General features: G+C 69.9%; 15 protein-coding genes and 1 pseudogene. All 16 read right to left on the bottom strand.

Annotation, left to right across the window (positions count from 1 at the left end):
- Positions 1-9 precede the first annotated feature (9 nt).
- A pseudogene (locus OG844_RS42500) lies at positions 10-747 on the bottom strand (ABC transporter ATP-binding protein); the annotation flags it as partial.
- Between the two features lie 16 nt (positions 748-763).
- The gene (locus tag OG844_RS42495; protein WP_406387934.1) at positions 764-2,656 is read right to left on the bottom strand and encodes an acyl-CoA dehydrogenase; all 1,893 of its coding nucleotides are present in this window, start codon (positions 2,654-2,656) and stop codon (positions 764-766) included.
- 43 nt (positions 2,657-2,699) lie between these two features.
- Complete coding sequence (locus tag OG844_RS42490; RefSeq protein ID WP_406387935.1) at positions 2,700-3,647, bottom strand: carbohydrate kinase; 948 nt, start codon at positions 3,645-3,647, stop codon at positions 2,700-2,702.
- Between the two features lie 162 nt (positions 3,648-3,809).
- Positions 3,810-5,165 carry an MFS transporter gene (locus OG844_RS42485; protein WP_406387936.1) on the bottom strand — a complete coding sequence of 452 codons (1,356 nt, stop codon included), beginning with the start codon at positions 5,163-5,165 and terminating at the stop codon, positions 3,810-3,812.
- On the bottom strand, positions 5,162-5,872 hold the full coding sequence (locus OG844_RS42480) for a helix-turn-helix domain-containing protein (RefSeq protein ID WP_406387938.1): 711 nt from the start codon (positions 5,870-5,872) through the stop codon (positions 5,162-5,164). Before OG844_RS42480 ends, OG844_RS42485 begins: the two co-directional genes overlap by 4 nt.
- Before the next feature lie 67 nt (positions 5,873-5,939).
- A complete protein-coding gene (locus tag OG844_RS42475; protein WP_406387939.1) occupies positions 5,940-6,821 on the bottom strand; it encodes an ABC transporter substrate-binding protein in 882 nt (293 codons plus the stop codon).
- A gap of 54 nt (positions 6,822-6,875) precedes the next feature.
- The gene (locus OG844_RS42470; protein WP_406387940.1) at positions 6,876-7,520 is read right to left on the bottom strand and encodes a GNAT family N-acetyltransferase; all 645 of its coding nucleotides are present in this window, start codon (positions 7,518-7,520) and stop codon (positions 6,876-6,878) included.
- A 46-nt stretch (positions 7,521-7,566) separates the two neighbouring features.
- Positions 7,567-8,460: a YihY/virulence factor BrkB family protein gene (locus tag OG844_RS42465; RefSeq protein WP_406387942.1), complete on the bottom strand. Its 894-nt coding sequence runs from the start codon at positions 8,458-8,460 to the stop codon at positions 7,567-7,569.
- 111 nt (positions 8,461-8,571) lie between these two features.
- A complete protein-coding gene (locus tag OG844_RS42460; protein ID WP_351176990.1) occupies positions 8,572-8,889 on the bottom strand; it encodes a cupin in 318 nt (105 codons plus the stop codon).
- A gap of 94 nt (positions 8,890-8,983) precedes the next feature.
- On the bottom strand, positions 8,984-10,612 hold the full coding sequence (locus tag OG844_RS42455) for a glycoside hydrolase family 13 protein (protein WP_406387943.1): 1,629 nt from the start codon (positions 10,610-10,612) through the stop codon (positions 8,984-8,986).
- Positions 10,613-10,768: 156 nt separating this feature from the next.
- Complete coding sequence (locus OG844_RS42450; protein ID WP_351176996.1) at positions 10,769-11,716, bottom strand: carbohydrate ABC transporter permease; 948 nt, start codon at positions 11,714-11,716, stop codon at positions 10,769-10,771.
- 15 nt (positions 11,717-11,731) lie between these two features.
- Positions 11,732-12,691 carry a carbohydrate ABC transporter permease gene (locus OG844_RS42445; RefSeq protein WP_406387944.1) on the bottom strand — a complete coding sequence of 320 codons (960 nt, stop codon included), beginning with the start codon at positions 12,689-12,691 and terminating at the stop codon, positions 11,732-11,734.
- An 88-nt stretch (positions 12,692-12,779) separates the two neighbouring features.
- Complete coding sequence (locus OG844_RS42440) at positions 12,780-14,204, bottom strand: extracellular solute-binding protein (RefSeq protein WP_406387945.1); 1,425 nt, start codon at positions 14,202-14,204, stop codon at positions 12,780-12,782.
- A gap of 199 nt (positions 14,205-14,403) precedes the next feature.
- Positions 14,404-15,399, bottom strand: coding sequence for a LacI family DNA-binding transcriptional regulator (locus OG844_RS42435; protein ID WP_406387947.1), 996 nt, complete (start codon positions 15,397-15,399; stop codon positions 14,404-14,406).
- Between the two features lie 153 nt (positions 15,400-15,552).
- The gene (locus tag OG844_RS42430) at positions 15,553-19,842 is read right to left on the bottom strand and encodes a discoidin domain-containing protein (RefSeq protein WP_406387948.1); all 4,290 of its coding nucleotides are present in this window, start codon (positions 19,840-19,842) and stop codon (positions 15,553-15,555) included.
- 392 nt (positions 19,843-20,234) lie between these two features.
- Positions 20,235-21,419: a S8 family serine peptidase gene (locus OG844_RS42425; protein WP_406395983.1), complete on the bottom strand. Its 1,185-nt coding sequence runs from the start codon at positions 21,417-21,419 to the stop codon at positions 20,235-20,237.
- Positions 21,420-21,644: the final 225 nt, after the last annotated feature.

Here is a 21,644-nt window from a genome sequence, read left to right as displayed (position 1 = left end):
CGCCGTGGGTCAGCCGGAAGCCGGGCCGCCCGCGGCGCCCCCCGGCAGGAAGCGCACCGAAGGCCTGCCGTCGGGCCCTTCGGGCGTCACCACCGCCCGTACCCGGTAGACGTCGGCGATGAGTTCCCCGGTGATCACCTCCGCGGGCGTTCCGCAGGCCACCACCCGTCCTTCCTTCAGCACGGTGACGCGGTCGCAGAACGTCGCGGCCAGGTTGAGGTCGTGCAGCGCCACGACAGCGGTGACGGGCAGCGCGGAGACGAGGGCCAGCAGCTCCAGTTGGTGCTGGATGTCCAGATGGTTCGTCGGCTCGTCCAGGAGGAGTTCACGAGGCTGCTGCGCGAGTGCACGGGCGATCTGGACGCGCTGGCGCTCGCCGCCGGACAGGGTGTGCCAGGACTGCTCGGCGCGTTCGGCGAGGCCTGTGCGCTCCAGCGCCTCGATCACGGCGTCCTCGTCCTCGCGGCCGGGCGCCGTCCAGGCACGGCGGTGCGGGATGCGGCCGAGGCGCACGACGTCCAGGACACTCAACTCGACCTGGGTGGTGGCGTGCTGGTCGACCACGGCGACGCGTCGGGCGACGGTGCGGCGGCCGGTCTCCGCGAAGGTCCGGCCGTCGAGGGTCACGGTGCCCGCGCCGGGGCCGAGAACTCCGGCCAGGATGCGGAGGAGCGTGGACTTGCCTGATCCGTTCGGCCCCAGCAGTCCGAGCGTGGCACCGGGCGGCGGCGCGATGTCCACACCGTCGCGGCCCGTCGGTCGCTCACGGCGCGGCGGGCGGCGACGGCTCGGCGGACCCCTGGTGCCAGGGGCCCTTCGCGTCGTCGTACGCGTCGGCGTAGTCCGGTCCCGCGATCGGCCAGTCGGCGAGCAGCTCTTCCGGCAGCGCGAAGGACTCGACCAGTTCGGGTGCGTGTGCGGCGACGGCTGCGATCAGTTCCTCGGTGGCTTCGGGCAGTTCGTCGACCTGCTGGGGGGTCAGGTGACCTGCCGCCAGCAGGTCCCCGCTGTTGCGGGCCACCCACTGGAGGGCGAAAAGCCGCTCCAGTTCGGCCAGCCGCTCCCGGGCGGCGCCCTCGGGGAGCGTTGTCAGCGCCTCGGCGTAGCCTTCGGCCGCCTGTCTGTACGCGTGGGCCTCGACCCCGCGCAGTGCGGCTCCGGAGGCCGCGTTCCACCGCGCGAGGGGGTCGCCGTGCGCTGCCCGGAGCGCGCGTTTCCTGGCCCGGGCGAACCAGATGTCCTCCACCGCGTCGAGGAGCCTGCCGAGGAACCGGGGGTCGGCCAGCTCACCGGGGGTCCGGTCGGCCGGGGTGTCGCCGGTCCCGTCCGCCGCGTCCTGCGAGGGGTCCACGGAGGCGGGTTCGGGGGCGAAGACCATGTCGGCCGCCGCCTTGGCGTGGACGGCGAGGTTGTCGCCCTCCGCCGTGATGGCACCTTCGATTCCGGTGACCAGCTCCGTCATGCCGTTGTTCTCCAACAGTGCCTGCGCCCCGCAGCGTTCACGGCACTCGACGATGACCGAGCGGGCCTGCCAGGTGATCCACCCCTTGGCGACGGCCACCAGGCGCTCCGCCTCCGCCCTGTCCGCGTCGGTGCGGCGCTCCCACCGGTCGAGTGCCCTGCGGTGCAGCAGACTCATGGCGAAGACGGTGGCCATCGCCGAGGCGAGCGGCCCGTGGTGGGTCCGGTGGGCGTTCACCGGAATCTGCCCGGCGCCCCGGGCGCCGGAGACCATGCGATGGCTGCCGTAGCGGACGGCTACCGCAAGCGTGGCGCGGGCGGAGCCGGCCGCGCAGGCGCTCATGGAGATCCGCCCCGGGGTCACACGGCCGATGGATGTCAGGAAGCGGCGCCGCCGGTCGGCGGGGGTGCTGCTGACCTCGCCGTCCCCGCCGAGTCCCCTCCCTTCCCCCAGCAGGGCGTCCCGCCCGACGAACAGCCGGTCGAACGAGGTCAGGCAGTGGTCCACGGGGCTGCCCATCCGGGCCGGCAACCGCCGGATCCGTACCCCTGGAAGAGCCTGTACGTCGTCGGTGAGCGGCACCAGGAAGAGGTGGACGCCGTGGTCCTTACCGTCGGCGAGGAGACGTGCGGCGACGAGACCGGTCTTCGGTCCGCCCGCCGGGCTGGTGTTGGGCATGAACTTCTGCGCCCCCGCGTTCGGGGTGCGCAGGACGAACCCGTCCCGCTCACGGTCGTACGTCGCGGTGGTCTCCAGGGAGGCCGCGTCGTTGCCGTGCGCCACCTCCGTACAGAGGAACGTGCCGATGCGCCGCATCCCCAGGAAGTCGGACAGATCGCGGTCCGTGCCTGCGTCGTGGTCGAGGAGACTGCCGAGGAAGAGGCTGTAGTGGATGCCCGCCACGGTGGTGAGCGCGGGGTCCACCGGGCCCAGCCATTCGTGCAGGGCGGCCAGCGCGCGCGGGTCGGCTGCGAGGCGGGCTCCGCTGTCGAGGGAGCGGTTGAGGATGCGCAGCCGGTCGTAGGCGAGGGCGAGACGCTCTTCGGGCGTACCGCCCGCGGGGCGGCGGAACGGTTCTGTACCGATCAGCCGCCGCCAGAAGCCGTGCTCCCGGCGGAAGTCCGCGCCGAGGACGACGCCGGTCAGCAGATCGGCCGTGGACGGTTTAACGGTGTCGGTAAGGGTCACGGTCATGAAGGACTAAACGACCGGGGCGGGCGGGAGGACACCGGCGTTGTCAGGCCTTGGGGACAGGTGCCCCGGTCAGTCCCGCCGCCAGCTCCTCCACATCGGGCGGAAGGGCACCGGCCCGTGCGACGGTCACGGCGGCCGATGCCGCCGCGTGGCGCAGCACGTCGCCCAGCGTCCCGGTGTCCAGTGAACGCAGCCGCGCGCGGCCGCCCTCTCCGAGCAGTCCGTGCGCAGCCAGGCTGTGCAGCGTGCCGGACATGAACGCGTCACCCGCTCCCACGGTGTCGACGACCCGGACGGGCACCGCGTCGACCTTCACCGTCGCACCGGGGAGAACCGCCAGCGCCCCTTCGGCTCCCCGCGTGACGAGGACGACCGCAGGACCGGAGCGCAGCCACCGCCCGGCGGTCTCCTCCGGTGTCTCACCCGGGTACAGCCACGCCAGGTCCTCGTCGCTCGCCTTGACCACGTCGCTGAGGGCGACACAGCGTTCGACCCTGCGTACGGCCTCGGTGTGGTCTCCCATCAGCTCAGGGCGCACATTCGGGTCGTAGCTGACGGTCGCGGTCGCCCGGAGTGCTTCGACGGTGGCCAGGACCGTACCGGCCCCCGGCTCGACGACGGCGGCGATCGACCCGGTGTGCACATGCTGCGGCGGCCGCTCCGGCGTCACCGGGGCCAGTGACCAGGTGATCTCGAAGGTGTACGAGGCCCGCCCCGCGTCGTCCAGGGTGACGGCGGCGGACGGTGTGGGCGCGCCGCGCCCGTCGGTGTGCACACGGACGCCTGCCGATGCCAGATGGTCCCGGATGAGCCGTCCGTTCACGTCCTGGCCGAGCTGGGTGAGGAGCGTGGTGCTCCGGCCCAGGCGGGCCAGACCGTATGCGACGTTCGCGGGGCTGCCGCCCGCGTGGACGCGGTCTGCCGCGCCCGGCTCCCGGACGATGTCGGCGACGCATTCGCCGATGACCAGCAGAGCGAGTCTGTCGAGCATGAGGAGGATCTCCAGGAGTGGCGCCGGGCGGGAGTGTCCGGCACGCGGTGGTCGGCGGACACGCTGCCGCCGATTCTGCCTCGTGCGCGGAGGGTTCCGGGAGACCCCGCGCCCGGTACCGACACCAGGGGCGTCCCTCACGCGCGGCGGTGCGTGCGGACGTCAGCCGATGCCGTCTCCCGTGACGGGTCCCGGCCGGCCGCTGAGCCGTACGGCAGGGCCGGCGGCGCGACGGACCCACAGCAGGGCGCCTGCCAGCAGCGCCGTGGCACCGAGCAGCCAGGGCAGGGGGCCTGCGGGCAGCACACCCGTGACCAGCCCTCCGGCCGCCCCGACGAGCTGCAACGAGAGTGACTGCACGGAAAGGGCCGTCGCTCGGCCCGAGGTGTCGACGCGGCGGTGCAGGAGGTCGTTCTCGCTGGGACCGGCGGCCCCGAGCCCCAGGTACACCAGGGCGTATCCGGCGACGGCCAAGGTCAGGGCGGCCGCCCCGGTGAAGGACACGGTCGCTGCGAGCATCAGGAGACCGGTGGCACTCGCCGCGAGACTCGCCAGGACCGCACGCTCGCTCCCGCCCGCGAACCGGGCGACGAGCGGGGCGATCTGACTGCCGACTGCCGAGCAGACGAACCCGACGGCTGCCAGTCCCGCGAAGAGCACCGCCCCGGACTCGGAGGCTCCGGTGATGGCTGCGGCGCGGCCGGGCGTGAGCAGTTCGAGTGCGGCCAGCGCGGTGCCGGCGGCGCCCGCGGTCATCAGGATGCGGCGGATCAGCGTGTCCCGGGCGCCGAGCCTCAGACCCGCGCCGATGGCCTCCGGAACACCGCGCAGCACACCCCGCAGGGTGGCCCGGGGGCGGGGAGGTTCGGGCAGTGCGGTGAGGGCGTAGAGGACGAAGACGGTCTCGACGGCCACACCCAGGAGGACGGGGACGGAGAGCGGCAGTACGAGGTCGGAGGTGTACGCGCGCAGCCGGGCGCCGAAGTCCGGGCCGAGGCCGAGCAGCCAGGGCAGCGCGCCGCCGAGCATCATGCCGAGTGCCATGGCGGCCGAGGACGCGGCGCCGCCGCGCGCCAGTCCCGTGCGCAGGTCGGTGTCGGGGCCGGAGCGGGCGTGCACGGTGTCGACGTACCAGGCTTCGGCCGGTCCGCTGGACAGGGCCCGGCCCGCGCCCATCAGCGCCATGCCGAGGGCGAGGACCCAGCCGGCCGTTCCGAGTCCTATGAGGGTGAGGGCGCACACGTTGAGGATTCCGGCGCCGGCCAGGACGGTACGGCGCCCGATGACGTCGGAGAGCCCGCCGGTGGGGAGTTCCAGGGCGGCGGCGGTGAGGGAGTGTGCGGCGAAGGCCGCGGCCACGGCGGCGAGGGCCAGGCCTCGTTCGGTGAAGAGCAGAACCATGGGCGCGGCGGTCAGGCCGGCCGGCAGCCAGAACAGGAACGACACCGTGACGAAGCGGCGCCGCGCGGTGCGTTCGTCCAGCCCGGTGCGCGCGGTGGCGGGCGCGGGCCGGGTCATGAGGTGCCCTGGGAGCGCGGGCCGGCCTCGGACGTGACGTCGGCGCGAGTGCCGCCGGTACGTGTGTCGCGGTCGGAGCGGAGGTCCGCGGTGAGGGGATTCGCGGACTCAGGTGACGTGGGTTCGCTCGCCGCCAGCGGGAGTCCGGCCGTGACCAGCACGACCTGCTCGGCCCTCGGATCGTGCTCGTCCCGGGCGTTCAGCTCCGCCACCTTGGCTTCGAACGCGTCCCAGAGCTCTCTCAGGGATTCCGGTGTCAGTCGGAGCATCAGGTCGCTGACACCGGAGGGCTCGTGCCACTCCTCCCCCAGCCTGCCGTCCTCGATGTCCGCCTCGTGCTGGACCACCGATTGCTGCAGGTGCTCGAGCGAGCGACGCCAGAACGTGCCCAGCACCGCCCGGCCCTCTGACGTGGCCAGCATCCCATCGTTGCTCCACGAGGTGACGGCGTGCACGGCCTGCCACCGTCGCTCGCGGCCGTCCCGGTGCTCAGCCTCCGCGACGAACGCGTACCTGGCCAGCACGCGCAGGTGGTAGCTGGTCGACGCCGACGACTCTCCCGTCCTGACCGCCAGCTCGCTCGCGGTGGCCGGACCGTGCTGCCGCAGCAGGCCGAGCAGCCGGAGACGCAGCGGGTGGGTGAGCGCCTTCAGCGCTGCCGAGTCCTGCGCGGGATCGAGTTTTCGGGGTGAGCCGTCGCTGTCCATGGCAGCAGGCTAGATGAGATCCGCACTTTCCCAAAGTATTTTTGCAGAATATTTTTGGGAAACCTGTTCAGTCGTTCCGCGCCCCCTCCAGGGCGTCCGCCACCAGCGCGAGGAAGCGGGCATGGGCTTGGGGACTGCACAAGGGCTCCGGGTTCCACGGGACGATCCACACCGCCTCCGTGGCCGCCCGCCAGTCCGGTGCACCGATCTCACCGAGCGGGGTCGCGTTCGACCGGACGTCCGCGAGGACGACGTCCGGCCGGAATTCCGCCGCCCGGCCCCAGTCCGTGGTGGACCAGTTGACTCCCCCGCCCGCGGCCGGTGACACGAGGTTGACCCCCAGCTCGGCCAGCACCCGCAGCTCGGGCCACATCGGCGGGCGGGCGATGTGGGCCTGCTCCTGGCCGGCCGGGGACAGTGCCACCACCCTCGGGCCGCCGGGAACGGCTCCGGCCACGGCGCGCAGCCGCGCCCTGGCGGCTTCCAGGTCCTCGGCGACACCCGGGACCGGTGCGCCGCCGAGCGAGCGGGCCAGCTCGGCGAACCGTTCGGCTGTGCGGTCCAGCGTGCGCGCCTGACCCACGTCGATCACGGCGACCGGTACCCGCCCCTCCAACTGCTTGGCGGCGTCCGGGTCCAGCCCGTAGACCTGTCCGTGGCCGTAGCTGACGGCGACGACCAGGTCCGGCCGTCCGCGTAAGAGGGTCTCCACGTCCAGGCCCGCGCCCGCACCCCGGTAGTCGACGGTGTCCAGCGGGAGCGTGCCGGTCTTCGCCCGGTCGGGCGCCGTACCGTCATGGCCGGAACCGAAGATCCCCTCCGGGCGCACACCGTAGTCCCACAGCGTCGCTCCGGCCTGGACGTAGGCGAGCACGCGCGAAGGGCGCCGCTCCGCCGCCAGCTGCTGCCCCCGGTCGTCCGCGAACCTCCACGCACTCTGCTCCGTCACGTCTCTCACTCCTCCGTACCGGCTGCCTCGGCCCTCACCCGGGCTCGCAGCTGACTACCTGCCCAGCCGGTCGTCGCCACACCCCTCGGTGGAACGTCCCACATAGGCGAGTGGCCCCGGATCGGGGACCTCGATCTCACGGAATCCGAGGCGGTCGTAGAAGGCCCTGGCCGGGGTGTTCGCCACCAGCATCGACAGATGGACGGCCGGGACCCCCTTGGAGTGGAGCGCGTCCAGGAAGGTGCCCATCAGCTCCCTCCCGTGCCCCTTGCGCTGCCAGGGCGGCAGCAGGTCGATGTGCAGATGCGCCGGATGTCCGTCCAGCTCGGGAAGGATCATGCGTTCGGGGTTGTAGAGAAGCGCGGTCATCTCCTCGACGGAGGTGCTCGGCGTTCCGTCGGGCCGGGGGAAGCGTTCCGTCACCAGCGGGAGCCAGACCTTGCGGAACGCGTCCACGAACTGCCGGGTGTCCGCGGTCCCCAGGATGTAGCCGACCGCCTGCCCGGACCCGTCGTCCAGGACGAACGTCAGCTCGGGTTCGAGGTACGCGTAGGGCGCCGCGAACAGCGCCGGCATCAGCTCCGGATCGGGGTACAGATGCCGGGAGTCACCGCCGTTGTCCGCTGTGCGGATGCAGATCTCCGCAAGGGCCTCACGGTCGCCGGGTCGGTAGGGACGTACGTGCGCTGCCTGGGTCATCGCCCCATCCTGCCTATTTGGGAGCGCTCCCACAAGGGCTTTGCCCTCAGCTGTCGCCGCCCTTCAAGCGCCCGAGTTCGACGTTGAACTGGGCACCGGCCAGAAGTGCCAGATTGGTGAACCAGATCCAGATCAGGAAGACGACCAGACCGGCCAGCGAACCGTACAGCCGGCTGTAGCTGCCGATGTGGGTGGCGTACAGAGCGAATCCGGCCGACGCGAACAGCCACAGGAACGCCGCGAGCACTCCGCCCGGCAGCCCGCGCCGGACGCCCCGGGCGGTACGCGGACCGGTGCTGAAGAGGACCAGGATCAGACAGGCGACCAGGCAGAGCAGCACGGGCCACTTGAGGACCGCCCAGACAGTCTCACCGGCGTGGGTCAGGCCAGTCCGTTCCCCGAACCAGCGGGCCAGCGGACCGGTGAGGACCAGGGCGAACGCGCTGGCCATCAGCAGGACGAGCAGTCCGATCGCGGACGCCACGATGATGTGCGCCTGGCGCAGGGCGGGCCTGGTGTCCTTCACGTCGTGCATGGCGTGCAGCGCTCTGCGGAAGACCGCCAGGTAGCTGGAGGCCGACCACACGGCGCTGACGCTCCCGGTGGCCACGAGGAGCCAGACGGCGGTGCGCTCGTGGGTGGCCGCCTCCAGGGGCTGGCGCAGCGCCGCTCCGGACTCGGCGGGCGCGAAGGCCGTGATGTCGATGATCAGGGCGTTGGTGGCGCCGGGGCTCGCGAGGCCGATGACGGACACCGTGACCAGGAGCGCCGGGAGCAGGGCGAGGATGGCGTAGTACGTGAGGGCCGCTGCCCAGTCGGAGAGGTCGTCGTTCCAGAGCGAGAGGGGAGTACGGCGCAAGGCGGTGCGCCAGCTCGGTGCGGCCCGCCCGGAAGGGGGCGCGGTGCTGTCCGCGGCGGGGGCGTCGGTCCTGCTGGGCACGCTGGTACTCCGGGGGACGAAGGAAGAATCGGCGGGCCGGACGGCGTCGGAGAACGGCCCGGCTGCCACCTTTCTCTCATGCCTCCGTATCGCAGGTGTATTCCTGGGCGCTCAGTCGTTGACAGCTGTCAGCAGCACCACGGCGTCCTCGAGTGCCAGCAGCCCGTGCCGTTCCTGGGGAATCGGGTGCAGCCCGCCCGTGGTCAGTTCCACGTCCCCGGAGGCGGCGGTGAGCCGGACCCGGCCGCGCAGTACCTGGAGCGAGGCGGCGGGGGGTGCGTTGTGCTCGTCGAGGGCGGATCCCGAGGTGAGTGCGATCACCGTCTGCCGCAGCGGTTCCTGCCGCAGCAGCAGGTGCGCGCTGCGCCCGTGCGCGCTGGCGCGGGCTGCGGTCAGGTGCTCGTCGGCGAGAGCGTTGAGATCATCCATACGACCACTGTGCCGCAGCCTCCGCTCCCCCGCTATCCGCCTCGGGCCGGGCCGCCACCGATGCGTACGGTGACGGCCCGGCCCGGTGGCGGTATCAGCTCCGCAGCCAGGCCGCCGCGTCACTGGGCAGCAGGCCGGAGCCGTCCAGCGGAGCACTGGTCAGCAGCACCTCGGTGTGGTCGGGGAGCGGCACCGGAGCCCCGGACAGGTTGACGGCGCAGATCAGGCCGTGGGCCCGGGTGAAGGCGAGCACCCCGGGTTCCGAGGGCAGCCAGTTCAGCCGGCCGTCCGCCGTTTCCGCGGCGGCTGCGGCGAATCCGGGTTCGCTGCGGCGCAGACTCAGGGCTTCGCGGTACAGGTTGAGCATCGAGCCGGGATCGCGGTTCTGGCGATCGGCGGCGTACGACGGCCAGGAGGCCGGCTGCGGCAGCCAGGGTTCGTCCGCGGACCCGAATCCGGCGTGCGGTTCCTGTTCGGCCCACGGCAGCGGCACCCGGCAGCCGTCGCGGCCGGGGTCGATCCCGCCGGAGCGCAGGTGCATGGGGTCCTGGATCCGCGCCTGCGGGATGTCGGCTTCCGGAAGGCCGAGCTCCTCGCCCTGGTACAGGTAGACGGCGCCGGGCAGTGCGAGCGAGAGCAGGGCGGCGGCCCGGGCCCTGCGGGTACCGAGTTCCAGATCCGTGGGGGTGCCGAAGACCTTGGCGGCGAAGTCGAACCCGGTGTCCTCGCGTCCGTACCGGGTCACGGTGCGTGTCACGTCGTGGTTGCACAGCACCCAGGTCGCGGGGGCGCCGACCGGCGCGTGCTCGGCGAGGGTGTCGTCGATCGCGGTACGCAGCAGCCGGGCGTCCCAGGGGCAGGCCAGGAAGTTGAAGTTGAAGGCGGTGTGCAGCTCGTCGGGCCGCAGGTAGCGGGCGAAGCGCTCGGAGTCGGGAAGCCATACCTCGCCGACGAAGATGCCCTCGTACTCGTCGGCGATCGCACGCCAGGCGCGGTAGATGCCGTGGAGTTCGTCGCGGTCGATGTACGGGTGGGGGTCGACGCCCTTGGTGAAGTCCGGCAGTGCCGGGTCCTTGGCCAGCAGGGCCGCCGAGTCGATGCGTACGCCCGCCACTCCCCGTTCGAACCAGAAGCGCAGTACGTCCTCGTGCTCCTGGCGGACGGCCGGGTGTGCCCAGTTGAGGTCGGGCTGCTCGGGAGCGAACAGGTGGAGGTACCACTGGCCGTCGTCGAGCCTGGTCCAGGGGGTGCCGCCGAATTCGGACACCCAGTCGTTGGGCGGGATCTCACCGTTCTCACCGCGTCCTGGCATGAAGTGGAAGAGATCGCGCTCGGGGCTGCCGGGGCCCGCCGCGAGAGCCGCCCGGAACCAGCTGTGCCGGTCGGAGACGTGGTTCGGAACGATGTCGATGAGGGTGCGTATGCCCAGTGCACGGGCCTCGGCGATCAGCTTCTCGGCTTCGGCGAGATGACCGAAGGCGGGGTCGATGACGCGGTAGTCGGCGACGTCGTAGCCGCCGTCGGCCAGGGGCGAGAGATACCAGGGGGTGAACCAGAGGGCGTCCACACCCAGCTCCACGAGGTAGGGCAGCCTGGCCCGTACTCCCGCGAGATCGCCGGTGCCGTCTCCGTCGCCGTCGGCGAAGCTGCGTACGTAGATCTGGTAGATGGCGGCGTCGCGCCACCAGGTTGCGGTGGCCTCGGTCGGACGGATGGCTGCCACGTGGCGTTCCTTTCGGGCAGGTGGTACTCCGCCGCCGGCCCCGGACACGGGGCGCGTGGTGGGATGGCCGGCGGCGGAGTGCTGGTGGGGGGCGGCAGGGGTGCTGCTGGGGTCTTCCGTCCGGATCAGGCGGGATCGTGATCCGGACGAGAATCCCTAGCCCTTGAGGCCGCCCGCGGTGAGACCGCTCATGATGTTGCGCTGGAAGAGAAGGAAGATCAGCAGCGTCGGGACGGACGCGATGGTGAGCGCGGCGATGAGGACGTTCTCCGGGACTCCGCTGGCCAGGGAGTAGATGCCCACGTTGAGCGTCTGCTTGCTCGGGTCGGGCAGGGTGAGCATCGGCCAGAGGAAGTCCTTCCAGACTCCGACGACGGCGAAGATGGAGACGACGCCGAGGATCGGCCGGGAGATCGGCAGCACCACGGAGCGCAGGGTGCGCAGGGGTGAGGCTCCGTCGATGGCGGCGGCGTCCAGCAGTTCGCGTGGGATCGAGTCGAAGAACCGCTTCAGCAGGAAGATGTTGAAGGCGTTCGTGACCGACGGCAGCCAGATCGCCCACGGCGAGTTGAGCAGGTTGCGCTCAAAGATCGGCACGTCGAGCACGGTGAGGTACTGCGGTACGACGAGGACGGTCGCCGGGATCATCAGGGTGGCGAGCATCATGCCGAGAATGACCTTGCCGAAGACCGGCCGCAGCTTGGAGAGCGAGTAGGCGGCGGCGACGTCGAAGATCAGCTGGAAGGCCAGCGCGCCGAACGCGTAGTACAGGGTGTTGAAGAGCAGCCGGGACAGGTCCATCACGTTCCACGCCTGGGAGTAGTTCTCCGTGTGGACCGAGGTGGGGAAGGCCGTGGGCGGGCTCTGTACGACTTCCTGCGTGGTCTTGAGCCCCCCGGTGACCATCCAGTACAGGGGCCCGAGGAATGCGATGGTGAAGGCGGCGATCACCACGGCGAAGATGACCCAGTAGAGGACCTTGCCGCGGGGGCGGCCCAGTTGGGCGGGCGAGATCAGGGTCCGCTGGCGGCCGAGGTCCGACTCGCGGGGGCCTCCCCTGCGCCCGCCGGTACCTCGCCGGGAGACAAGCGTGTTCGATGCCATCCTCGTACTCCCGTCCTAGTCTTCGCTGTTGCGGCTGAGCCGTACGTACACCGCGGAGAAGCCCGCGAGTACGACGAGCAGGACGAGTCCGAGAGCCGCCGCGCTGCCGTAGTTGTTGAAATTGAAGGCGTACTGGTAGATGAGGTAGACGACCGTCGTGGTGGAGCCTTCGGGACCCGCTCCGTTGGTGAGCAGGAAGGGCTCTGTGAACACCTGCATCGTCGCGATGATCTGCATGAGCAGCAGCAGCGACAGGATGAGCCGGGTCTGCGGAATGGTGACGTGCCAGATCTTGCGCAGCAGTCCGGCCCCGTCGAGTTCCGCCGCCTCGTACAGCTCGCCGGGGATGCCCTGGAGCGCGGCGAGGTAGATGAGGGTGGCTCCGCCCATGTTCATCCAGGTCGCCGCGATGACGACGGAGAGCATGGAGGTGTCGGGGTCCTGGAGCCATTGCTGGGCGGGGAGATGGAGGAATTCCAGGATCCGGTTGAAGAGTCCGTAGCCGGGGTCGTAGAAGTACTTGAAGAGCAGTACGGAGGCGACCGGCGGCAGCATGACCGGCAGGTAGACCAGCAGCCGCAGGTATCCCTGCGCGTGCCGGAACTCGTTGAGCACGACGGCGATGACGAACGGGACCGCGAAGCCCAGCACGAGGGCCAGGACGGTGAAGAGCAGGGTGTTGCGCCAGGCCTGCCAGAAGGCCGGGTCGTTGAAGACGTAGCTCAGGTTGGACCAGCCGGCCCAGGTCGTGCGTCCGTCCTCGGTCTTCTGGAAGGCCAGGAAGAACTCCCGGACCATCGGGTACCAGGAGAAGAACGAGAAGCAGAGGACCGCGCCGATCAGGAAGCCGTGCGCGGATATGTTGCGGCGCAGGGCGCGCACGAACTCCTCGCGGGGGAAGTCCGGCCGGGCGGGGCGGGGGTGTCCGGGCGGTGGCGGGCTCGCCTTGCTCGTGGACAGGGTGGGGGCCGACATGGTGTCTCCTCGGTGCCGGTGCAGTCGCTCGCAGTCGGACGGTCGGGATTGCGGGGCCGGGTCCGCGTGACCCGGCCCCGCGCGTCCGTTACTGGTTCGCCAGAACCTGATTGACCTGCTGCTCAGCGGTGGAGAGCAGCTTGTCGATGTCGGCGTCCTTGTTGGTCAGGACTCCAGACATCGCGACGTCGAGGATCTTGTAGATCTCCTGGGCCTTCGGCGGCTCGGCCTTGCCCTGGACGGGGTTGTCCATGAAGGCCTTGAAGTTCTCGATGGGCATCGTCGCGTTGGCGACGCGACTGGCGTCGTCCTTGGCCTTGCTCTCACCGGTGAAGAAGTTCGGCTGCGGCAGCCCGACGGGCAGCTGGTCGGCCTTGGTGCGGGCCCAGTCGAACTGGCCCTTGCCGGGCGAGAGGTTCTTGAAGTTCAGCCAGGCGACGGCCGCCTTGATCTTGTCGGGCGAACTGCCCTTCTTGATCATGTAGTTGTTGCCGCCGAAGAGGGTTCCCTGCGCGCCGGGGATCGGACCGATCCCGAAGTTCTCGTACTCGGCTCCGAGTTGCTGGACCATGTACGCGATGTCGTCGGGCGCGGCAAGGAACATGCCGAGCTTGTCGGTGGATATCTGCTTCTGCAGATCGCCCCACTTCAGCAGCTGGGTCTGGCCCATGCTGTTGTCCTTCCAGCGCATGTCGTGCAGCTGCTGGAGGACCTGCTTGCCCTTCTCGTCGTTGAAGGCCGCCTTATTGCCACTGGCGTCGACCACGTCACCGCCGAGGCCGTACTGCGTCGCGGCGAAGTGCCACCCGCCGTTGTTGCCCGCGCTGTACTCGCCGAAGCCGGCGATGCCCTTGCCGAGCGCCGCGATCTTCTTGCTCGCCGCGCGGACCTCTTCCCAGGTCGAGGGCGGGGTGTTCGGGTCCAGGCCGGCCTGTGTGAACAGCTTCCGGTTGACGATCAGGCCCATGGTGTAGTTGCTGGTCGGCAGGGCGTAGAGCTTGCCGTCCTTGCGGGCCACGTCGAGCACCTGGGGCTGGATGTCCCTGAGTGCGGGGACGGACTTGTCGGTGACGTACGCCGAGATGTCCTCCGCCCCGTCGTTGTCCAGGACCTGCTGCAGGTCGGTGAAGTAGGCGTAGAACACGTCCGGCTGCGACTTGCCCTTGAGCATCGCCGTGAAGCGCGGCGGCTCCAGGCACTGTCCGGGCGTGGACTTTCCGTTGATCGTGACGTTCGGGTAGATCTTGCCGAACGCCTTGATGTCCTCTTTCCACTCGCGCAGCTCCGCGGCCTTCGCGGCCGGCGGCATGCAGTCGATCGACAGCGTCACCTTGGCCTTCGGGTCCAGCGGTGCTGACGGATCGGACGAGCCGCTGCCGGAACCGCTCTTGTCGTCGTCGCTGTTGCTGCTGCTCGTGCCACAGGAGGCAAGGGCAGTCAGCGCGAGCGCGGTGACGAGCGCGGCGGCGGAGGTTCGACGTGTGCGAGAACGGCGGAACCCAGCACTTCTCATCGGTGGTCCCCTTCGGGCATGAGCATGGAAGGCCCTCGGCGAACTCTCTGCCGGGGCGCGGCTTACTCAACCACCGCCGACATGTGAACGCAATATCTCGCGCAGTTTTCGTAAATGTTTGACAGCCTTCCGCATCCGAAGCGTGACGCGCCCGGTGACGCACCCGCCGCCCCGGACTGCGATCCGTCCCGCGGGGCCGTCAGGTGTACGCCTGCGCGGTCGAGCCGCGGACCACGAGCTCGGGCTCGAAGAGGAGCTCGCCCGGCGGCACGGTGCCGCCCTGGATCAGCGCGGAGAGCAGCTCGACGGCCGCCCGCCCCATCGCCTCGATGGGCTGACGGACCGTGGTCAGCGGCGGTTCGGTGCAGTTCATGAAGGCGGAGTCGTCGAAGCCGACGACCGAGACGTCCGAGGGGACCCTGAGGCCCCGCCGGCGGGCGGCACGAACGGCACCGAGCGCCAGCGGGTCGCTGGCGCAGACGATCCCCGTGACACCCCGCTCCAGCAGGCGCGAGGCCGCGGCCCGGCCGCCCTCGAGCGAGAACATGGACCGCTCGATGCGCTCCTGCGGGAGCGCTCCCGCGACGGCGAGCGCGGCGGCGAGTTTGCGCCGCGAGGGGACGTGGTCGGAGGGGCCGAGGACCAGGCCAATGCGCTCGTGCCCGAGGGACACGAGGTGCCGCCACGCCTGTTCGATCGCGACGGCGTCGTCGCAGGACACACAGGGGAAGTCGAGCCCTTCGATGGGTGCGTTGATCAGCACGACCGGGATGCGGCGCTCGGCGAGCCGCCGGTAGTGGTCGTGCGGTTCGTCGGCCTGCGCGAAGAGTCCTCCCGCGAAGACGACTCCGGACACCTGCTGCTGGAGCAGCAGTTCGACGTAGTCGGCCTCCGAGACGCCCCCCTTGGTCTGGGTGCACAGCACGGGCGTGAGCCCTTGCTGTGCGAGGGAGCCGCCGATCACCTCGGCGAACGCCGGAAAGATCGGGTTCTGCAACTCGGGCAGGACGAGGCCGACGAGCCTGGCCCGCTCGCCGCGCAGCTGGGTCGGCCGCTCGTATCCGAGCACGTCCAGTGCCGTCAGCACCGATTGGCGGGTCGTCCGCGAGACTCCGGGCTTGCCGTTGAGCACCCGGCTGACCGTGGCCTCGCTGACCCCTACCTTCTGTGCCACCTGGGCAAGTCGTCGCGTCATGACCGCAACGCTAGCGCAACTCATGCAAGTCACCGACTTATCGCCGCAAAGAGTGTACGCAGGCGGGGGTGCCTCGCGGAAGTCGCGAGGCACCCCCTCATCCCTACTCCTTTCCCGTGGAACCCTCTGGGTCCTCCGTACCTCCCAGGCCCCCTACGGGTTGATGTTGATCTTGAACGTGGAGGTGGTGTTCCTGACGTCCACGGCGTTGCCGCTCAGCTTCAGCCCGTTGAACGTGACCTCGCCGACCGCCGGGCCCTGGCCCGTCTCCGGCATCTCGTTGGCCCAGAGACCGAAGCCGGACTTCGCGTCGAACGCGTCACCGCTCTTGCGTGCTCCGGTGATCGAGATGTAGGTGAGCACCGTGTCCTTGATCGGGAACTGGGGCTGTCCACCGACGTAGTTCGTCTGGAACATGATCCCGCTGTACGTCGGATCGACGATGTCCACATGGGAGATCCGGATGCCCTGGAACACCTTGGAGGCCGAGAACAGCCAGATGCCCGGGAAGGTCTGCGACCCCCAGAAGTGTCCGCCCGACCGCACGATCGACACGTTCTCGATCGCCGTGGGGCCGGTCCCGAAGCCGTTCATCGGATAGCCGAAGTCCAGCGAACTGACCGTGATTCCGGAGTAGACCAGGGTGTCGGCGATGTGGATGTTGCGGAAGGTGTTGTCGTACCCGCCGTACACGGCCACACCCGCGGCACGCCAGGTGAGGATGGACGTCAGGTTCTCGTACACGTTGTTCTTCATGTCCGCGCCGCCGCCGTCGATCGCGGAGAACAGCGCGAAGCTGTCGTCCCCGGTGGCACGCGCCTCGTTGTTGGTGACGTGGTTGTCGGTGGATCCGTTGGTCATGTTGACGCCGTCGGCGAACATGTTGCGGATCCGGGAGTTCTTGATGGTGACGCTGTCGGTGTTGGCGCCCCAGTAGAGGCACACCATGTGCTCGTTCCAGATGTTGTCGATCACGATGTCCGAGACGTTGGAGAAGTCGAACACCTTGCCCGGCCCGTCGATGCGGGAGGTGTAGTTGCCGAAGTACGCGAAGTTCGAGAACGACGAACCCTTCGCACTGGCCTCCGCACGGAACCCGATGTCGGTGTTGTCCTGTGTGGACGGGGCGTGGAAGCGGGTGTACCAGGGTCCCGCGCCGACGACCTTCACGGCCTTGCCGTAGACCTGGAACTTGCTGGCGGTGGAGTAGTCACCGGCCGGCAGGTAGACGCCCACGAGGGTGCCCGTGGTATCCATCCGGACCTTGTCCAGGGCGTTCTGGACGTCCTGGTGGGTGAAGCCGGCGGGCACGGTGTACGTGGCCGGGTTCGGGTTGGCCACCTGGGCGACCTGCTCCAGGCTGACGAAGTCGATCGCGTAGGTGCTGGTGTTGGCTGTGTCCTTCTGCAAGCGGATCTTGCTGCCTGCCGGGACGGTCCTGCCCAGCATGAGGTTCGCCTCGTCGTAGATGTGCCGGGGCGCTCCCGAGCCCGGGGAGTTGCCCGGTCCCGTCTCGTTCCCGTACAGCCACGCGTACTTCGACGTGAGGTCGATGGCCTTCAGGAAGGTGCCGTCCACATAGACGTTCAGTTTCGACCCGATGCCGCCGCCACCCGCGGAGTCCGGGATGGAGAACCGGGTGACCAGGGTGTTCGTGGACGCCCGGGTGGTGAACTCGACGTAGTTGCCCGTGCTGTCGAGGGTGACCGCCTTGCGCCCGGACGCCTCCCCTGCGACGTCGCCGACGGTCCTGTTGGGACCGACCACCTTGGCGCCTCCGCCCGCGACGCCGTCCTCGGCCTCGTACATGTCGTACGGCATGTCGGCGCCACGTCCGACGAACAGCGACTCGGTGCGGGTGTTGTTCTCGCGCTTCACCGGAAGCTCGTTGGCGTCGTCGGCGACCACCACCTTCACCGTGTACGAGCCGTTGGCGGCCGTCCAGGTGCCGAGGGAGACCGGCGCCGTCGTGGAGCCCGCCGCGATGGCGCCGCTGTGCGCGCCGGTCAGGGTCTTGACCGTGGCTCCCTTGGAGTCGACCAGAGTCAGGGTGATGCCGTGGCTGCCGCTCGCGGAGGCCACGGTGCCCTGGTTCCTGAGGGCGACGGAGAAGGCCACGGTGTCGCCCTCGGAGGGGGCGGACGGGGCGGTGGTGACCGCGTTCGCGACGAGGTCGGAGCTGGAGACCGGCTTCACGACCAGCGGGGAACTGCTGGTGAAGCGGTTGTTGGTCTCGTTCTCCTCGATGATCTCGCCCGCCGGGTCGACGACCGCGCCCAGTGTGTAACTGCCCGCGTCGCGCGCTCCGATACCGGCGGTGACCTGTACGGACGCGCCGGCGGCGAGAGCGCCCACCGATGCGGTGGCGACCTTGGAGCCGCCCAGCTCGAAGTCGAGCCTGCCCGCGGGAGCGGCTAGGGCGCCCGTGTTGCGTACGGTCGCCGACAGGGTGATCTGGTCGGACTCCACGGGAGCGGCCGGGGAGGCGCCGACTGCCGACACCTGCAGGTCCGCGTTGGGGGCGGGAGCGCCCATCACCCGGAACTCGGCGACCTGGCCTGCCGGGGCCCCGGTGTTGGAGGTGAACTTCAGCTGGACGTCGGCGACCCTGGCCGTGACCGGGATCGTCACCGTGTTGCCGCTCGCCGGGTCGAACGCGTAGTTCCTGGCCGCGGCCAGGCTCGTGAAGGACGTGGCGTTCTGCTCCCGTCCGAGCACTTCGATGTTCTGGGTGCGTGCGCCCCAGCTGCTGTCGGGGTTGAGCTTGACGACGACGCTCTCGGTGTCTGCGTTGGAACCGAGCTTCACGGTGAGGGTGTGGGGGTAGCTGCCGCCCGCACCCTCCCAGTAGGTGGTGACGGAGTTGTCGTTGGCGTTCGCCGCGACGAACGTGTGGACCACCGACGAGGCGGTGATCGGCTTGGAGACGGCGAGGTTGGACGCGGCGTTCGTGGAACCGTTGCGGGTCACGGAGTTGCTCGCGACGGATATGTTGCCGGCCGCGTCCTTGGCGCGCACCACATAGGTGACCGTGGTGCCGGCCGACTGGGTGTCGGTGTACGTCGTGGTGTCACCGGCCACGCTCCTGCGGAGCACGTTGTTGGCGTAGATGTCGTAGCCGGTCACGCCCTTGTTGTCCGAGGACGCCTGCCAGGTCAGCCTGATCTGTCCCGCGGACGGCTCGGTGAAGGCCAGTTGCGAGGGTGCGGTGGGTGCCTGCGTGTCGCCGGAGGTGCCCTGGCGGGTGACGGTGTTGCTGTTGCCCGACTCATTGCCCGCCGCGTCCCGGGCCCGTACGTGGTACGAGACGCTCTCGCCGGCCGGCCGGGTGTCGGTGAACGTGGTGACGTTGCCCGCCACGCTCGTCAGCAGTGTGTTGCCGGCGTAGATGTCGTAACCGGTGACACCCGTGTCGTCCGAGGAGGCCTTCCAGGTCAGCCTGATCTGCCCGGTGGCCGGCTCGGTGAAGGCCAGGTCGGCCGGGGCCGTGGGCGCCTGGGTGTCGCCGGTCCCGGGGCCGTAGACCTCCAGTTCGGAGACCTGCCCGGCCGGCTGGACCGAGTTGGCGGTGACCAGCACCCGTACGTAGCGGGTGGTGGTGGCGTCGAAGGAGATCGTCGCCGCCTGCCCGCCCGCGGCGTTGAAGGTGTACGCCTTGGAGGCGGTCAGGTCACTGAATTCCGACCCGTTGGCACTGCCCTGGATCTTCAGTGTCTGGGTCCGCTGCTCCCAGCCGTCGGGCAGCCGCAGCACGACCCGGTCGACGCGGACCGAGGAGCCGAGGTCCGCCTGGATCCACTGCGGGAGGGCGTTGTTCCGGCTCTCCCAGTAGCTGGCCCTGTTGCCGTCGTTGCCGTTGGCCGCCACGTACACCTCGGTGTGGCTGCTCGCCGTGAGGGTCCTGCCTGCGGCGAGGTCGGCCGACGACTCCTCGGCCTCACGGACCTCCAGTTCGGCGAGCTGGGCGTTGCGTCCCGCCGTGTTGGCCGTGATGTTCACCCGTACGAAGCGGGTCTTCGTGGCCGGGAAGGGGATCGTCACCTTGTTGGACGTACCGGGGCTGAAGGTGTACGTCCCCGAGGTCTTCAGGGTGGCGAAGCTCGTGCCGTCGGCGCTCCCCTGGATGGAGAGGGTCTGCCTTCTGCTCTCCCATCCTGCGGGAAGCTTCAGCGTCACCTCGTCGATCCGGGCATCCGGGCCGAGGTCGGTCTGCACCCACTGCGGAAGTGAGCTGCCGGATCCCTCCCAGTACGTCGACTGGTTGCCGTCCGTCACGCTCCGGGCGGCGTGCCCGTCGCCCGTACTGCTCGCCGCCGCGGCCCTGCCCGCGGCGATGCTGGGGCCGTCGGCCGCCGAGGCGGCGAGCGACGGCCATCCGATCATCAGAAGACTGGTGGTGACCGCGGCGGAAACAACCCGCCATCTCCAGCGTGTGGCTCTCATTGGTCCCCGATCTTCGGCCTCGGCGCGAAGCGCACCGAGGGCGCGGCTCTGTCTGCTCGGCTCGGTGACACCTGTTTCTGCGCTCACTGAGCATGAGTTTTGCGTTTTGCGGTCAGAGAATTGCAGAGAACTGCGAGAGCGTCCACCGTTGGGACAGAACCGAGCGATCCGGATCGAGAAGCGATGGGAGCACAAGCACCGTGCTTTCAATGAGATTTGGGTGCGACCGGAAGGAAGCCTCAGAGACCGCAAGGAAGCGCAATCAACGCAAGCTGTTTGCGCACAATGGAAAGGCGCTGCAAAGTGCCTGCTCCACGGCACAGCACGGAGCAGGGCCCGCATGTGCGGACCCCGCTCGGTGGAGGCGGATCAGTGTGCGGCCGGGACGGGGGTCAGAGGCCGCCGGTGTACAGAAGCCGGTCGGGCGAGCCGGTACCCAGATCCGTCAGCACGTCCGTCGTGGCCTGGCCGGCCATCCAGTCGGAGACCTCCCCGGGAGTCGCGGCAGGGTTCTGCTCCAGATAGAGGGCGGAGACGCCGACGACGTGCGGGCTGGACATGGACGTTCCGCTCAGCGCGGTGGAGCCGCCGCCGAGCCTGGCGGAGACGATGTCGACCCCGGGGGCGTACACCTCCACGCAGGTGCCCCAGTTGCTGAAGTCCGCCTGCCGGTCCTGGTTGTCGCTGGCACCCACGGCGAGCACCTGGTCGGCGCCCGCCGGGGAGACGTCGCAGGCGTCCTGGTTCTCGTTGCCCGCCGCGACGACAGGCAGGATTCCCAGCTCGGCCAGTCCGTCGAACGCGTCGTCGACCGCCGCGGACGAGGGTCCGCCGAGCGACGCGTTGACCACGCTGGGCGGCTCGGCGTTCTCGGCGATCCAGTCGAGCCCCGCGATGATCCCGGCCCAGGTTCCCGACCCTTCACAGTTGAGCACCCTGACGGGGACGAGCGAGGCGGAGCCCGCGACACCGTACGTCGCGCCGGCGACCGTACCGGCCACATGCGTGCCGTGGCCGTTGCAGTCCTCGGCGCCCCGGCCGTCGCCGATGCCGTCGTAGCCTTCGCCCACCCGGCCGCCGAACTCGCTGTGGGCGGCCTCGATGCCGGTGTCGACGATGTAGGCGGTCACGCCGGCACCCGTACCGGCCGCGTTGTACATGGAGTCCAGCGGCAGGGCCCGCTGGTCGATCCGGTCAAGCCCCCAGCTTGTGGCGGCCGCACGGGCACCTGCCGTCTTCTTGGCGGGCGGCGGTGCGAGCGAGGCCTCGCTGTTCTCCTCCACGGCCTGGACGCCTGCCGTTCCGCGCACCTTGTCCAGCTGGGCGGGGGTGAGCGAAGCCGCGAAGCCGTGCAGGACCTTGCTGTACGTGAACAGCGTGGCGACCCCGAGATCCTCGGTCATGGCATCAGCCGTCTGCGCGGACGACAGGGTGACGATGTACTGACCGGGCACGGCCCGGGACGACTTCTGCACCGGTACGAGACGGTCGCCGGTGTCGGCCGTGGCCGGGGTGGTGCCGATCAGCGGGGCGATCAACAGTAGAGCGGCCGGGGCCCAGTGGGCGCGCAGGCGCATGCGTTCTCCCTTGACGTGGAGGATCCGGTCGCGGACCAGGACAGGCCCGCGAGGTGCGAACACCTGACCTTTCGTCCACATCCCGGGCGCGCCTTGAGTCGCGTCAGCCGGACAGCGCAAAGATCGGTACCGGGGCAGGCCCATTTGGCCGATCACGTGAAAGGTTTCAACCTGCTTCTGCGGGCGAACGTAAACCCCCTCCCCTACGGACGTCAATGCCGCACA

Source organism: Streptomyces sp. NBC_00887 (assembly GCF_045207585.1).
The sequence above is the reverse complement of the archived record's forward strand: the minus strand, read 5'-3'. Positions and strand labels throughout refer to the sequence as shown.

Excerpts from the sequence above, each read along its gene's own strand:
- OG844_RS42495 (WP_406387934.1), bottom strand. The coding sequence starts at position 2,656 with ATGACCGTGACCCTTACCGACACCGTTAAACCGTCCACGGCCGATCTG.
- OG844_RS42490 (WP_406387935.1), bottom strand. The coding sequence starts at position 3,647 with ATGCTCGACAGACTCGCTCTGCTGGTCATCGGCGAATGCGTCGCCGAC.
- OG844_RS42485 (WP_406387936.1), bottom strand. The coding sequence starts at position 5,165 with ATGACCCGGCCCGCGCCCGCCACCGCGCGCACCGGGCTGGACGAACGC.
- OG844_RS42480 (WP_406387938.1), bottom strand. The coding sequence starts at position 5,872 with ATGGACAGCGACGGCTCACCCCGAAAACTCGATCCCGCGCAGGACTCG.
- OG844_RS42470 (WP_406387940.1), bottom strand. The coding sequence starts at position 7,520 with ATGACCCAGGCAGCGCACGTACGTCCCTACCGACCCGGCGACCGTGAG.
- OG844_RS42460 (WP_351176990.1), bottom strand. The coding sequence starts at position 8,889 with ATGGATGATCTCAACGCTCTCGCCGACGAGCACCTGACCGCAGCCCGC.
- OG844_RS42450 (WP_351176996.1), bottom strand. The coding sequence starts at position 11,716 with ATGGCATCGAACACGCTTGTCTCCCGGCGAGGTACCGGCGGGCGCAGG.
- OG844_RS42445 (WP_406387944.1), bottom strand. The coding sequence starts at position 12,691 with ATGTCGGCCCCCACCCTGTCCACGAGCAAGGCGAGCCCGCCACCGCCC.
- OG844_RS42440 (WP_406387945.1), bottom strand. The coding sequence starts at position 14,204 with ATGAGAAGTGCTGGGTTCCGCCGTTCTCGCACACGTCGAACCTCCGCC.
- OG844_RS42435 (WP_406387947.1), bottom strand. The coding sequence starts at position 15,399 with ATGACGCGACGACTTGCCCAGGTGGCACAGAAGGTAGGGGTCAGCGAG.
- OG844_RS42430 (WP_406387948.1), bottom strand. The coding sequence starts at position 19,842 with ATGAGAGCCACACGCTGGAGATGGCGGGTTGTTTCCGCCGCGGTCACC.
- OG844_RS42425 (WP_406395983.1), bottom strand. The coding sequence starts at position 21,419 with ATGCGCCTGCGCGCCCACTGGGCCCCGGCCGCTCTACTGTTGATCGCC.